Consider the following 14,036-nt stretch of genomic DNA (forward strand, 5'->3'; position numbering starts at 1 on the left):
TGCATCAATGTGGCTGAAAATGCGGATTTCAATCCGGGCTACATTAGCGTCCGGTGACGGGTGCACTGATGACACCCAGGTACCGGCCCATCCAGTAGGGAAGCAGCCAGATGTCGCCCGCGCTGTGCTCCGACGTACCATTGCCGCGCTTCCGGTCGAGGGCAAACATGTTACCGTTATGGCGCTGAATCGGTCGTTCGCTGGGCGGAAGCACCTCTTTCGTCGTTTGCCTGCGGAAATTTTCGGGCAACAGGTCGATGTCTTTGCGCTGGCTGTTCATGATTTCCCAGTCGATGAGGTCGAGCGGGTGTTTCTGCAGGTACCAGATGGCCTCGGGCAGGTCGAAGGTTTTAGTGCCGGTCAAGGCCGTAAAGATGTTCCAGGCGCCTTCTTTTTCAGGTCGTTCGATCTCCCAGTGGTCGATGATGGCTTTTTTGAATTGGGCTTTGAGCGTGTCGTTGAAGGCATACCGGTACAGCCCCCAGTAGCCCACAAAATACATCTCGTCGTCGGAGTGGTTCCAGCCATCGGACATGTGTTTGCTGTGCTCGTCGGCGTCTTCGGGGGCTTTGCCAATCACGCTCATGGGGCGCATCAGGTTTTCCAGGTAGCCTTGCTTCTGCATCAGTTCGAAGGCTTTGGCTTTGTATTTTTCTTTTTTGGTAAACCGATACGCCGTTTGCAGCATGGCAATGATATTCGATGAGTTCAGCTTTCGGTCGCCGACATTGGTTGGAAACGCATTCACGTAAGTCGGATTCCATTTGCCCCACATGGTCGGTTTACCGTCGAAATCGATCAGGTACAGGTCATGGCTGATGATGTGGCTCATCAGCGTGTCGATGAGCGTAACGGCCCGGCGCTGAAGGACTTTGTCGTCCACCAGTTCGGCCATCGCCCCAAACGCGAAGATATGCCCGATCACTTCGTCGCTGCTGGTCGTCGATTTAAAGGTCCAGTCGGGTTGGGGCGAGTGCTGCCAGCGTTCCGGGTCATGCAGTTGCGCCATTAGCCCCGCCCGCTCAAACGACCGGGCCGGAAAGCCGGGTACGGGTGTTACGGTATACAGGCGTTCCATCGCGTCGAGCGATTCGCGGCAATTTTGCAGGGCGTTTTTATCTTTCGTCACGGCATAGCGGAAAATCTCGCCTGCCAGATACATCGACGTCCACAAACCATCATTGTCCGAATCATCCAGATAGCCTGTCGCCAGATTCCCTTTCTCCATGCGCTCCAGCGACGCATTGAAGCCATCGCGGATGTGGCGATTTCGCACCTGCTGGTCGTAGAACTGTGCTTTTTCGGCCAGGGTCATGGCCTTGGTTTCCAGCTTCGCCAGCCCCGCCGTGGTCAGGATCAGAACCGTATTTTTGGGGCCAGCCGCGATCTGCGTCACCTGATTGCCGGGGAGCCAGCGTTCGCCATTGTAGTAGTCGAACTTGCCGTCTGGGCGCTGCATGAATGCGCCGTTGCTGGAGCCGAACCAGAGTTTCCCGGCTATGTCGGTTACCGTTGTTATGTCGGGGCAGGGCAGGTTCAGGTGGCGCGAACCGAGCTGTTTTTTCGTGGCTATGTCGAATTCGAGATACCCGTCGCCGGTGCCGATGACCACCTTATGTGCCCTGGGTAGTACGGCAAAGGCGGTAAACCCTGTTCCGTCGAAAACCTTCGTCAGCTTAGGGTCTTTGGCCGAAAGGGTATACAGCGATTTCTTGCCCAGCAGCCAGAACAGACTGGCGTCGGGCTGTGCTTGAAGGGCGATAATCTCATCGCCCGAAACCGCGCCTTTCCACATCACCTTGTTGTCTTTCAGCAGATGCAGCGCGCTCCCGTCCGAAACAAGAAACATAAAATCGGCTCCTCCGGCCAACAGCCGCGCTTTGGGCAACTGATGTTCAGCCAAAAGTTTTCCGGCCCAGGCATTGCTCACTACCGTGCGGCTGTCGAGGTAGACAAACTGACCGTCGTAATTTGTCAGGGCGGCCATGTGCATCGTTTGCATAGACCGGTACCGGCGGTCGGGGAGGAGCGTACCGGGTGACAGAAACGAACCGTTGGCTGGCTGCGACAAGCCGTCGGCCGACAGCGTCTGAATGACGCCATTGCGATCGCAGGCCAGACCGGTCAGGCTGAGGTCCGGCTTCGGCAGGTAAAATTTAACGCTGTAGAGCTGATCGAACGGTTTATCCTGGTAAACCGACTGCGCCTGCGTAATCAGCTGTAAATGTGTAAGAAAGATGACGAAAATCGCCAGGGTACAAATGCGATGCATGGAAGTTAGGAAATCAGATACTAGTTACTGGTCAGTTTAGCAGGGTCAACGACGACGTATTTGATGGACTTGTTTTTGCCGTCGGGATGATGCGAATAGGTCATGTGCAGCAGGCCATCGGAGGTTTGGATCAACGACGGATACGAGTAGCCACCCTGGTCGCGCGGGTGATCTTCGATCCGGATTTTCTGGCCCCAGGTCTGGCCTTCATCGCTGGAGAGATAGAGGCTGAAACGGTACCGGCCATCGTCGACATCGTTGCCCAGAAACGCCCAGCGGCCATCCTTGAGCACCAGCGCTTCGACACTCGCCGTATTCGGGATGTCGGTTTTGACCGTTGCCGTCCAGCTTTCGCCCCCGTCGGCCGATTCGCTCCGGTGAACCCGCGTCGGCTCGTCGCCACTGTCGCGCATGAACGCTACCAGGTGTCCGTTTTTTCGTCGAACCAGCGCGGGCTGAATCGGTCCGCGCCCAACGACGGGCAGACTCGGTCGCCAGCTGGCCCCGTCGTCGTCGGAAATGGCCATCAGCGACAGGTTGAAGCCGTCGGAGTACAGCGGCAGCACAATTCGACCGGACTCCAGCAGCATGGGTTTAATGCGGGTCATCCAGCCGATGCACCGCTTGCCGGCATCGCGACTGGCCTCTTTGATCTGGTCGTCGTAGCGGGCTGCGTACCCGCCCCAGCCGGATGTATTTCTGGGTAGCTCCTTAAATCGGGCCGTAATTTCCTGCGCGAATCGGTCGTCGGGTTTAAGCAGGATATTGTCCTGCCAGCTCCAGACCGGCGGGCCGCTTTTCAGGTAATCGGTGGATGTTCGGTAGCGCAGAATGGAATACTCCCACTGGTTCGCCTGAACGGCAATCCAGACCAGAAACAGTTTGCCGGCGTGGTTTAGAAACAACACCGGGTTGCAGTCGGGCAGACCGGGTGTGTCGGCCATCAGAAATGGTTCGCCCCAGGCTTTGGCCCCTTTTTGCAGCCGCGCGCCCATGATCTTAACGTCGTCGGCGGTGCGTTCGCCATTGCCGTAAAACCAGACCGCCAGCAGATCGCCGTTGGAAAGATGAACAATGCTGCTCCCGTGCACGTGTTTGGGCTGTCCTGGGAAAATCAGTTGTTGGCGGACAATAGCCGGGTTAGGTAGGTCTGGCTGCGCGAGCCCGATCAGATACCGGCACACGAATACCAGCAGCATACCCAGTCGTTTTGCCAGCCGCGCTTTATGTTTCGGATGCATAGTCAATAGGTTCTTCCTGAAAAATTGCCCGACTTCGTACGACCCCGCTGGGTCGAGTAGGTATAGACCATGACGCTACCCTATACCTTTCGGCTCCAGCGGGATCGTACGAAACAGCGCTTTATCTGTCGTTAAAATAATTATCGTCAGGTAGCACTTAGTCTGGTTACAATACGCCACGCATCCGCTATCGGGCTATCCGTACAGGCAGAAATTTTACCGATGCGGAATCGGGAAATGCGGAAATAATCAGGTGAATCGAACGGTTCGTTCACGCAAACCGGAAAACCTGTTGGTTTACCGGTTTATGAAAAAATCATTATTAAACTATTAAAAACAGGCGGTTGGAAGGGGAGCCAATTACCTGATAATTAATCCGAAATAGAATGCTCAGGGCTGTGGGTATTATCCCAATGTAAAATCAGAATGCTTTGCGCAAATAGAAGGTTATTTTACGCAAAGTGCGAAATAGACCTGTATGACAAACTCTATATTTGTTTTCATATAAGTTCAATGGCGAAATAAAATTTTGGCTACAGGCCTGAAGGCAGGAGAAGGTAAAGGTATTAGGGGTATTAGCCAAAAATTGCTTATTGCTATAATTTCAAAATATTATTTCGATTTTATAGCTTAAATGGTAATAAAAATTCTTTGAATTATTATATCTCTGTTTTGCCGATTACTTCATTTACCCACCAGATCCTGCTAGCTTATGGCCTTTACGTATTCACTCAACAAAGTTCTTGTCGACGTCATCCGGGGCGATCAGGCGGCTTTCGGAACGCTGTACCGACACTACCGGATTCCGGCGCTAAAGTTCTGCGTTTCTTTACTGAAAGATCAGGAAGAGGCCGAGAACATGGTCCATGACGTGTTTATCAAAATCTGGGAGAAACGCGCCCTGATCAATCCGGAGCTCAACTTCGGTTCGTACCTGTTCACTTGCCTGCGTAACATGGCGTTCGATTACCTCAAGCAGGTCGAAAAGAATCAGGCCCTTCGGCAGCGCTATCTGGAACGAATGGAAACCGCTGTCAACGAAGAAGCCGATGACCAGGAAACCCGCCTGAAAGCGCTGCATTCGGCCATCGATTCGCTCTCCGATAAGCGTAAAACGATCCTGCTCCTGAATATCGAAGGCGGCAAATCGTATCAGGAAATTGCCGAGTTGCTGCGCATTTCGAAGAATACGGTCAAAAACCAGCTCGTCAAAGCCAAGCAGCTTCTGCGCGAAAAAATTGATTTCACACTGGCATAAAGTAGTCTTAACGGCCTTAGTATGACCCCGCCCCGGTGGGGTCATACTGTTGTTCCCTTCTCGTTTGCTCAAATTGCTTTGCTTTAATGCTCTTTAATTACGGCTTAAAATAATTTCACCCGGCCCGATAGTCCTTTCGATGGCAGGCTCCGTACTATAAGCGAACTGCCTAAACGTTAGCGGTGATGGCCAGGAATCGCAGCAACTACCTGATTGATCGACTGATCGATAATAACCTATCACAAGCAGAATTCAACGAATTCCTGGCTGGCCTGCACCAGGAAGACGAGTTGCGGGCTTATTCCGATGCTCTGGAATCGTATTTCTTCAGATTACTGGAACAGCACGAACACCCACCCGAACCCGAAGCGACCGAACCGCCAGTGCTCGACCCAACCCGGCCCGAATCCTGATTTGCCTGCCTATACCTCTCATATCTCTGTGTTGAACTTCTTAGAACTAGTCAATGATGAACACAACGTTTACCTGTTATCTGCTGCGAACCTGTACGCTGGCAGTCGCCTTACTGATGAGCCTGTGCCTCACCAGTACGTGGGCCCATGGGTTGGACAAACTCAGAGCGGCCAAAACCATTACCGGAGTTGTCACCTTAGCTGCCGACGGCCAGCCCATTGCTGGGGCTAACGTTCTGATCAAAGGTACCCAGACCGGAACCGTTACCGACCGGAAAGGAGCCTATTCGATTACCGTAAACGGCAACGATGCGGTGCTGATATTCTCGTTTATCGGACATGCCACCCAGGAAATGCCGGTTGGCAATCGAACCGTCATCAACGTGGCGCTGGTAGAAACCAGCGAAGTCCTCGGCGAAGTGACCGTTACAACGGCGCTCGGCATCAAGCGCGAAGCGCGCTCGCTGGGGTATGCCGTGGGTGAGGTGCAGGGGAAAGACCTGAGCCGGGTCGCGCAGGAGAACGTGCTGAACTCGCTGGCAGGGCGGGTACCGGGCGTTCAGATCAATTCGACAGGGCCGACGGGCTCGTCGGTGAGTATGATCATCCGGGGGGCTAAATCGCTCAACACCGACAACCAGCCGCTGTTTGTGGTCGATGGGGTGCCTATTAACAACACCCTCAACAACGTCAGCCAGATCGGTAGCGACAACCGCGTCGATTACGGGAATGCCATCTCGGACATCAACCCCGAAGACATCGAGAACATTTCCATCCTGAAAGGACCCAGTGCTGCGGCTCTGTACGGCTCGCGTGCGGGCAATGGCGTGGTGCTGATTACTACGAAAAGCGGCTCGAAATCGCAGAAAATGACCGTGTCGGTTACGTCGAACACCGTTTTCGATCAGCCGTATAAATTCCTGAAAATGGGTACCCATTTCGCGACGGGGGTGCTGCCCTTTACGCCCGACTCCAATCCGTATCCGGGCGGGATTCTGCAAATCGATGAAAGCTCATCCGGCGGGGTAGGGCCCGAGCTGGACAAAGGGTACAACGCCATTCAGTGGAACAGCCCCACCGACGCCAACGGGAATAAGATTCCGACGCCCCTGGTGTCGCACCCCAACAACGTCCGGGATTTTGTGCAGACGGGTATCACCAGCACCAATGGCCTATCGATTTCCAACAACTCCGAGAAAGTGACGTATCGGCTGTCGTATTCGAACATGACCAGCAAAGGGATCATCCCGAACTCGGATCTGTTCAAGAATACCCTGGCGATCAGCTCCGCCGTACGTGTCAACAACAAGCTGACGCTGAGCACCAACCTGGATTTCAGCCGGAACAATTCCAACAACCGACCGGCGGGCGAGCGCGGAACCAACCCCATGCAGTGGGCCTACGCCGTTGGGTCACACATCGACATCAATGACCTGCGCGACTACTGGGTGCCCGGCAAGGAAGGGCTGCAACAGAAATCGCAGAGCATCGGCAATTACAACAACCCCTGGTTTCTGGCTTACGAAGTAAAAAATAGTTTCGTGCGCGACCGGGTGTTCGGCAACCTCAAAGCCGACTGGCAACTTACGCCGGAGATCAAGCTGATGGCCCGCTATGCGCTCGACATGTACTCCGAACAGCGGGAAACCAAGATTGCCAACAGCTATACCGGCGAACCCAACGGAGCCTACGGGCTAATCAACCTGAAACGCTACGAGCGCAATGCCGACTTCCTGGCGAGTTACACGAAGCGGTTCAACGCGCTGAGCGTCGTGGTATCGGCGGGGGGCAATACTCGATTCTCGCAGTCGAATGACCTGAGCAATAGCAGCAAAAGCGGGGCGGGGCTGGTTATTCCGGGACTGTATACCATCCAGAATATTGCGCCGAACAACCTGCAGTATAGCAGCTACCTGAGTCAGAAAGCCATCAACAGTCTCTACGGCACGGCCAACTTCGGCTTCAAAGACATGATCTACCTGGACCTGACCGCCCGCAACGACTGGTCCAGTACTCTGCCGCCCAACAACCGATCGTATTTCTACCCGTCGGCGTCGATGAGTGTGCTGCTGAACGAGATGGTGCACATTTCCAACAACGTCGATCTGTTCAAGATCCGGGCGGGGGTGGCGCAGGTGGGCAACGATGCCAACCCGTATAGCCTGTACCCAACGCTGGGCGATGCGGGTGCCTGGAACGGCATCACGCGCCTGAGCAAGCCGGGTGGGATTCTACTACCGGACCTGAAGCCCGAAATTGCTACCTCCTACGAAGTGGGGATCGACTACAACATGTTCCGGAACCGGCTGCGGTTTTCGGGAACATATTACATGTCGGAAAACCGCAACCAGATTCTGCCGACCCAGATTCCGTCCTCGACCGGCTTCACGACCAAGAACATCAACGCCGGTCTGCTCGAAAGCCGCGGTGTCGAGCTGTCGCTCGGTGGAACGATCATCGACAAAGGTGGGCTGCGCTGGGACCTGACCACGAACTTCACCAAGAATACCACGCGTATCAAAGAACTGGCCGACGGTCTGCCGTACTACACCCTGTGGACCGATGCCAAGGGTGGTGCCTGGACCTACGTGGGCGACAAAGTCGGGGACATCTACGATGCTGAAGTTATTACGGTTACCGATCAGAATTCACCGTACTACGGCTACCCGATCCTGGATAATGACGGATCGTGGCAGAGTAAAAGCGCGTCGAACGTCAAGAACAAGATCGGTAATTTCAATCCGAACTTCATGCTGGGCGCGCAGAGCTCGATTTCCTACAAGGGTTTTACGCTCAATTTCTCGCTCGACTGGCGGGCCGGGGGTGATTTCGTCTCGCAGACGTACCGCTACATGGAGTCGGATCTGCGGTCGCAGCGGTTTCTGGATAACCTGATCAATCCGGGTGGCCGGACGGGCGATGCGCTCCGGAACTGGCTGGTAGACAACGCCGATCAGTACATTAAAATTCATGGCAACTACTTCCCGATCGTGGGTGGGCCGACGTCGCAGTACGGCGGCTATCCGTTCGAATTCGGCGGAAAAACCTATGCGTATGGAGTCTTCAATCCGGGCGTCATTGCGCAGTACGACGCGCAGGGTACCATCATCGGTTATACCGAAAACCTCGGTGGTGCGGGCACGAAGATCATCCCGTATGGCGACAACTACCCCTGGAGCTTTACGCGGGCTGCCACCTTCGATGCCTCGTTCGTGAAACTTCGGGAGATTTCGCTGGCCTACGATTTGCCCGCCAAATTTGTGAAATCCATTGGCTTGCAGAACGCCAGCTTCTCGGTCTACAGCCGCAACATCATTCTGTGGACGGCGGCCAAGATCAACATCGACCCGGAAATGGCATTCCAGCCACAGGCGAGCCCGCAGGCCGGTACGCAGTTCAAGCAGGGCATCGAGCGCTACAACGTAACGCCCTGGGTCATTCCGGTGGGTTTCAAACTTGGTCTCACGTTTTAAAAAAAGCATGGGGCCTGGGGGCAAGGGCATGGGGGATCATTCCCTTACCCCTATCCCCTTACCCCTGCGCCCCATGCCCAACCCCTAAAAAACTTTATCATGAAACGTTTACTCAAAAAGAACACGGCCCTTCTCGTCCTGTTTCTCTCGTTCTTTTTTTCGTGTAAAGACCTGACCAAGCTGAACGTGAACCCCAACGGGATTCAGCCCGACGTGGTCAACCCAAACCTGGTGCTGCCGACGGTGTTGAGCGAAACCGCCAAGACGTTCGTCAACCTGGGTTTTCAGGATATCGCGGGGGTCGTACAACATACGCAGAAAGATGCCTGGTTTAGTGGGCATAACGATTACGACTGGGGGGGCGACCAAAGCTGGACACCCTACTATGACCTGCTGCGCAACAACGACCTGCTCTATCAGCGCGCGGTAGCCCTCAACCTGGAATACCATCAGGGGGTGGCACTGGTCATGAAATCCATGATTTTCGGGCTGATTACCGACCTGTGGGGCGATGCGCCGTATACGAACGCGCTGAAAGGTGAGCAGGGTGGTGCCGATTATATACTGCCCAAATACGACGATCAGCAGACGATCTACGCGGGTATCCTGTCGGACCTGGACAAAGCCGCTACGTTGCTCTCGAAACCGAAAGCGTCGTATTCGAGCATTGCCGAAAATACGGACCTGTACTACGGTGGTGACCCGGCAAAATGGCAGAAGCTGGCCAACTCGCTGAAGCTTCGTTATCTGATGCGGATTTCGGCCAAGCAGCCCGATGTGGCCAAAGCCGGTATCGAAAAGATCATGGCCAATCCGACACAATTTCCGATTATCGACGATGCATCCGCCGACGCGACGATGGCGTTTGTGGGTAACAATGCGGGCGATGCCTGGCCGTCGAACACGGTCTTCGACATCAGCGGCAGTAACTACCGGCGGGTTAAAATGTGCACGACCCTGGTAAAGCCGATGCAAGCCACGAGTGACCCGCGCCTGGCCGTTTGGGCGAAAAAAGTAGAAATTCCGCTGAAGGTCGATGCGACCTTACCGGCGGGTACGGACAAGATCGTGAACGGCGTACGGTACCTGTCGCCGGATAAAGTCGGCACTACCGCCATCGATACCGACCCGAACTACGTCGGCCTGCCGCCGAGCGTATCGCAGTTGCCATCGGGCTACAATTTCAACCCAACACCGGGTCAGACGTCGGTCAATCCCCACGTTTCATACCTCAACGAAATTTACATGCAGGCCAAAGGAACGCTGCTGAAAGCCCGGCTGGTATCGGCCGCCGAAGTTCATTTCATTCTGGCCGAAGCCGCTCAGAAAGGCTGGGCTGCCGGCGACGCTAAAACCCACTATGAAGCGGGTATCAAAGCGTCGCTGACAGCCTGGGGATTAGCCAGCAGCTACCCGACGTTCATTGCACAGAAAGGCGTCGCTTACGATGGTACCCTGGCCCAGATCATCGGCCAGAAATGGATTGCCAGCTGGACAGCCGCCACTGAAGCCTGGTTCGATTTTCGCCGGACAGGCCTGCCCGCGCTGACCCCCGGCCCGGTGGCCAAACGGAAAGCCCTGCCGCTGCGGTTTTATTACATGCGCGACGAGCTCAACCTGAATAAATCCAACGCAGCCGCGGCCGTCGACAAGCTCGAAACCACCGCCAATTCGCAGTCGGACGGTAAAAACAGCGCCTGGTCGAAAGGCTGGCTGGTGCAGGGTACCGGCAAACCCTGGTAGGTCCGGCTCATGGGTTAGTAGGAAGGATCCAATAAAATAGCTTAAGCTATTTGCAAGCTGGTATGACCCCTTCGGGGTCAGATATTTATAGCAATAATGGCCTCTATAAATAGTTGACCCCGGGGGGGGCATACCCGATTTGATGAGTAAACTCGGTTCGTTGTATGAAACACTTGCTTCTCGTCTTACTGATTTGCGTCATCAGAGCCGTCCCGGCCCAGGATTTTAAGGCCGGGGCGGCTCTGCGGCTCATTACCCCCGACCCGTTGTTGCCGGTGTCGGGCGGAATCGGTACACCCAAAAAAGCGGTGGAGAAAAAGGGCGAATTGTACGTCCGGGCCTGCGTATTCGAGAGAGGAACCACCCGCCTGGCTATCGTTAGCGTCGATAATCTGGGCTGGCCGTCGGTGTTGGGCAATAAGTCGCGGGCGCTGATCAAAGGCATTCCGCCGGGCAATGTGCTCATTGCGGCTACCCATACCCACAGCGGTCCGGATGCGTATGGATTCCCGAATGAAAAAGGCGAGTCGTTTGCCGATCTGGCTTATCTGGACAAATGCGTACATGCCATTGCCGATGCGGTCAACGAAGCTGTTCAAAAGCTGGCTCCGGCCTCGCTGAAAGTGGCAGTGGGGGAGGCAAAGGGACAGATTGCCTACAATTACTACGCGCCCGACCTGTACGATCCGCGCTGTGGCGTCATTCAGGCCGTTGGGGCATCCGGAAAACCCATCGTAACGGTCGTGAACTACGCCATTCATCCGGAAGTGATCGGTTCGGCCCGGGGAATTCTCAGTCCGGATTTATGCGGTCCGCTGTACAGCCGGATCGAAGCCAAAGCGGGTGGAATGGCGATGTTCGTCAATGGCGCGCAGGGTGGCATGGTCACGGCCGACAACCGACGGGAGGGCGGCAAAGAAGCCAACACCTGGGAAGAGTGCATCCGCATCGGTGAGCAACTGGCCGATGAAGCCCTGCGGATCGTCGGCACCGCCAGTACGCAGACAAGCCCTTCGCTGTTCTGTACCACCCGAAACGTTACCTTTCCGATCGACTCGGAGGTCATGAAATACATCGTCAAAAAATCGCCCTTGCATTACGAAGTCGCCCCCGGCGATCAGGTGGTGGCGCAGGTGAATCTGCTCAACATCGGCACGGCGCAGATCCTGACGATTCCGGGCGAAGCCTTACCGAACATCGGGTATTACGTCAAGCGGCACATGCACGCGAGTGCGCCCATGCTGTTCGGCCTGACCAACGATGCATTCGGCTACATGCTGACCAAAGTAGATTTCAATAGCTTTAAGCGGTACGACTACATCAGCCGGACCAGCCTGGGCGAAAACACCGCCGAAATTTACATGGCCGAAGCCCTGAAGCTAATTGCCGATTCGCCGAAAGCTGATAAATGATCTTTTGACAAGATTTACGGCCGGGCTGTCAATCCTGTCAAACAAAACCGTACCTGCCAACAAAACCCGATTGATTCATGAAAGCCTATTTCTTAAAAACCATTACCCTGCTTACCCTGATCAGTACCCTGTTTGCTTTCGAACTCCCCAACCCAACCGTTGGCATCACCCCGGCGACGGCCCTGGAAAGCTACCTGAAAAACGGCGACCAGACGTTTAAATGGGAGGTGAAAGACACCTACAGCTACGGCGACATTACTGCTTACGAGGTGTTGCTCACGTCGCAGAAATGGCGCGAGTATACCTGGAAACACCAGCTGTCGGTGCTGGTGCCGAAAGAAATCGATCACGATGGGGCGCTGCTATTCATTACCGGCGGGTCGGTGAAAGATGGCGAACCCAACTGGAATGGTCGGCAGGACGGTTTCAACCGGGCCATCAGCGCCTTGGCCACGAAGAATAAAGCCGTGGTGGCCGTGCTTCGGCAAACCCCCAATCAGCCGCTATACGGCGATCTGAAAGAAGATGCGCTGATTTCCTATACCCTTCACCAGTTCAAAAAAGACGGCGATTATTCCTGGCCGCTGCTGTTTCCGATGGTCAAAAGCGCCGTGCGGGCGATGGATGCCGTGCAGGAGTTTGGCAAACAGACGCTTCACAAAGACATCAACCATTTTGTGATTTCGGGTGCTTCGAAGCGCGGCTGGACGACCTGGCTGACGGGGGCGAGCGATAAACGGGCCGTTGCCATTGCGCCCATGGTCATCGACGTGCTGAACATGCCCGTCAATCTGGATTATCAGATGAAGGTGTGGAATAAATACAGCGAGCAGATCGAGGACTACGTCAAGCTGGGTATTCCGCAGACCGTTCACAGCAAGGACGGCAGTGCCGTAACCGAAATGATCGACCCGTACTCGTACCGGAAGAAGCTGACCATGCCCAAAATGCTGTTCATGGGGACCAACGATGAATACTGGACCGTCGATGCGGTGAAGCATTACATCGGGCAGATTCCGGGCGAGAATTTTATTCACTACGTGCCTAACGTGGGGCATGACCTCGGCGACAAACGGCAGGCGCTCGAAGCGCTGAACGCCTTCTTCGGAAACACCCTGGCCAAACAGACGTACCCGGCCTGCCAATGGACGGTTTCGACGACGAAAAAAGGCGTCGATCTGGCCCTGAAAGCCACGTCCGACAAACTCGAAGATGTAACGGTCTGGTCGGCCACGTCCACCGACATGATTTTTCAGGATGAGAAATGGGAGGGAAAGAGCCTGGGTATTAAAAATAAAGCTAGTTTCTCGGTCAACGAAACGTTTCCGGCATCGGGCTATCGGGCGTTTTACGTCGATCTGAAATACAAGTCGCCCACGGGCGGCACGTATACTGAAAGTACCCGCATGTTTGTTACCGACAACGACGAGCTTTTTTTGAAGTAGGCAGAGCAGGGTGACAACCCGCTCAAGGCTTGACATCGTGAACTTGTATAGCTACCTTAGTCTAAAAGTTCACGATGTCAAGCCAATGCTATATTCTTCAAACCGGACTGGAGAGGCCCGTTTTTTCTCGGAGCAGGAAATTATAGCTCGTAGCCGACAAGGCGTACTGAGGGCCGAAGCGGATCGCGTTGCGAAGCAGGTTGGCCTGACCGACAAAGAGGTGGCCGCTGCACTGGGTTTATCGGTCTCTTACCTACACCGACTGAAATCTGATCAATTGATTAGCCAGGACGCTTCGGAACGACTGCTGCTACTGGATAATCTGCTACGGCACGCCTTGGATACGTTCGAAGGGCGCGCGCCAACGGTACTGAACTGGCTCCGCTCTGCGCTTCGGGAACTGGACTATCAGACCCCGTTGCAGAGTCTGGATACCGTGACGGGTTACACGCTGGTTGAGCGAATTCTGGGACGCATCGACCACGGTATCTTCGGGTAGCTTATGGCGCAAGTGTATCGCACAATTGAATCGTTTTGTACTGCCTTATTGCCCAGTTAGTTTCTGGGCGTTATGTTTATAAATAGGATCGCTCAGAACACGGTTGACGCTCCGCCGGATTTGGGCCGGAGTTGGTGTTTCGGTTTACCCAGACGTCAGACCTGGCGGCTGTCTAACGAGTAAGCTGACGTTCGCTGTTTACACAAGCGCCGGAGCGGGGCTTTAACTTCGGTTGCAAGCGTCACGGAATCAGTTGTTTGCGGTATCTTCTACAGTTCAT

Annotated in this window: 9 protein-coding genes; 7 read left to right on the forward strand and 2 right to left on the reverse strand. The window is 54.8% G+C overall.

Features of this window, described 5'->3' with window-relative positions:
- Positions 1-43 precede the first annotated feature (43 nt).
- Positions 44-2,272, reverse strand: coding sequence for a hypothetical protein (locus ACYVC2_RS21950; protein ID WP_461105745.1), 2,229 nt, complete (start codon positions 2,270-2,272; stop codon positions 44-46).
- Between the two features lie 20 nt (positions 2,273-2,292).
- Positions 2,293-3,513, reverse strand: coding sequence for a sialidase family protein (locus ACYVC2_RS21955; RefSeq protein ID WP_461105747.1), 1,221 nt, complete (start codon positions 3,511-3,513; stop codon positions 2,293-2,295).
- A 712-nt stretch (positions 3,514-4,225) separates the two neighbouring features.
- On the opposite strand from ACYVC2_RS21955, the gene ACYVC2_RS21960 reads away from it, so the two are divergent.
- The 7 genes from ACYVC2_RS21960 to ACYVC2_RS21990 all read left to right on the forward strand — a co-directional run bounded on the left by ACYVC2_RS21960 (position 4,226) and on the right by ACYVC2_RS21990 (position 13,756).
- Positions 4,226-4,771, forward strand: a complete 546-nt coding sequence (locus tag ACYVC2_RS21960) for an RNA polymerase sigma factor (protein WP_461105749.1) — start codon at positions 4,226-4,228, stop codon at positions 4,769-4,771.
- A 185-nt stretch (positions 4,772-4,956) separates the two neighbouring features.
- A complete protein-coding gene (locus tag ACYVC2_RS21965) occupies positions 4,957-5,184 on the forward strand; it encodes a hypothetical protein (RefSeq protein WP_461105751.1) in 228 nt (75 codons plus the stop codon).
- A 116-nt stretch (positions 5,185-5,300) separates the two neighbouring features.
- The gene (locus ACYVC2_RS21970; protein WP_461107212.1) at positions 5,301-8,657 is read left to right on the forward strand and encodes a SusC/RagA family TonB-linked outer membrane protein; all 3,357 of its coding nucleotides are present in this window, start codon (positions 5,301-5,303) and stop codon (positions 8,655-8,657) included.
- Between the two features lie 99 nt (positions 8,658-8,756).
- Complete coding sequence (locus ACYVC2_RS21975; protein ID WP_461105753.1) at positions 8,757-10,400, forward strand: SusD/RagB family nutrient-binding outer membrane lipoprotein; 1,644 nt, start codon at positions 8,757-8,759, stop codon at positions 10,398-10,400.
- Positions 10,401-10,564: 164 nt separating this feature from the next.
- Positions 10,565-11,812, forward strand: coding sequence for a hypothetical protein (locus ACYVC2_RS21980; protein ID WP_461105754.1), 1,248 nt, complete (start codon positions 10,565-10,567; stop codon positions 11,810-11,812).
- A gap of 77 nt (positions 11,813-11,889) precedes the next feature.
- The gene (locus ACYVC2_RS21985; protein WP_461105756.1) at positions 11,890-13,257 is read left to right on the forward strand and encodes a PhoPQ-activated pathogenicity-related family protein; all 1,368 of its coding nucleotides are present in this window, start codon (positions 11,890-11,892) and stop codon (positions 13,255-13,257) included.
- Positions 13,258-13,342: 85 nt separating this feature from the next.
- The gene (locus ACYVC2_RS21990) at positions 13,343-13,756 is read left to right on the forward strand and encodes an antitoxin Xre-like helix-turn-helix domain-containing protein (RefSeq protein WP_461105758.1); all 414 of its coding nucleotides are present in this window, start codon (positions 13,343-13,345) and stop codon (positions 13,754-13,756) included.
- Positions 13,757-14,036: the final 280 nt, after the last annotated feature.

Source organism: Spirosoma koreense (assembly GCF_054777875.1).

Bases quoted from the DNA above. Each gene is read 5' to 3' on its own strand.
- ACYVC2_RS21965 (WP_461105751.1), top strand. From the start codon at position 4,957: ATGGCCAGGAATCGCAGCAACTACCTGATTGATCGACTGATCGATAAT.
- ACYVC2_RS21975 (WP_461105753.1), top strand. From the start codon at position 8,757: ATGAAACGTTTACTCAAAAAGAACACGGCCCTTCTCGTCCTGTTTCTC.
- ACYVC2_RS21955 (WP_461105747.1), bottom strand. From the start codon at position 3,513: ATGCATCCGAAACATAAAGCGCGGCTGGCAAAACGACTGGGTATGCTG.
- ACYVC2_RS21980 (WP_461105754.1), top strand. From the start codon at position 10,565: ATGAAACACTTGCTTCTCGTCTTACTGATTTGCGTCATCAGAGCCGTC.
- ACYVC2_RS21985 (WP_461105756.1), top strand. From the start codon at position 11,890: ATGAAAGCCTATTTCTTAAAAACCATTACCCTGCTTACCCTGATCAGT.
- ACYVC2_RS21950 (WP_461105745.1), bottom strand. From the start codon at position 2,272: ATGCATCGCATTTGTACCCTGGCGATTTTCGTCATCTTTCTTACACAT.
- ACYVC2_RS21970 (WP_461107212.1), top strand. From the start codon at position 5,301: ATGAGCCTGTGCCTCACCAGTACGTGGGCCCATGGGTTGGACAAACTC.
- ACYVC2_RS21990 (WP_461105758.1), top strand. From the start codon at position 13,343: ATGCTATATTCTTCAAACCGGACTGGAGAGGCCCGTTTTTTCTCGGAG.
- ACYVC2_RS21960 (WP_461105749.1), top strand. From the start codon at position 4,226: ATGGCCTTTACGTATTCACTCAACAAAGTTCTTGTCGACGTCATCCGG.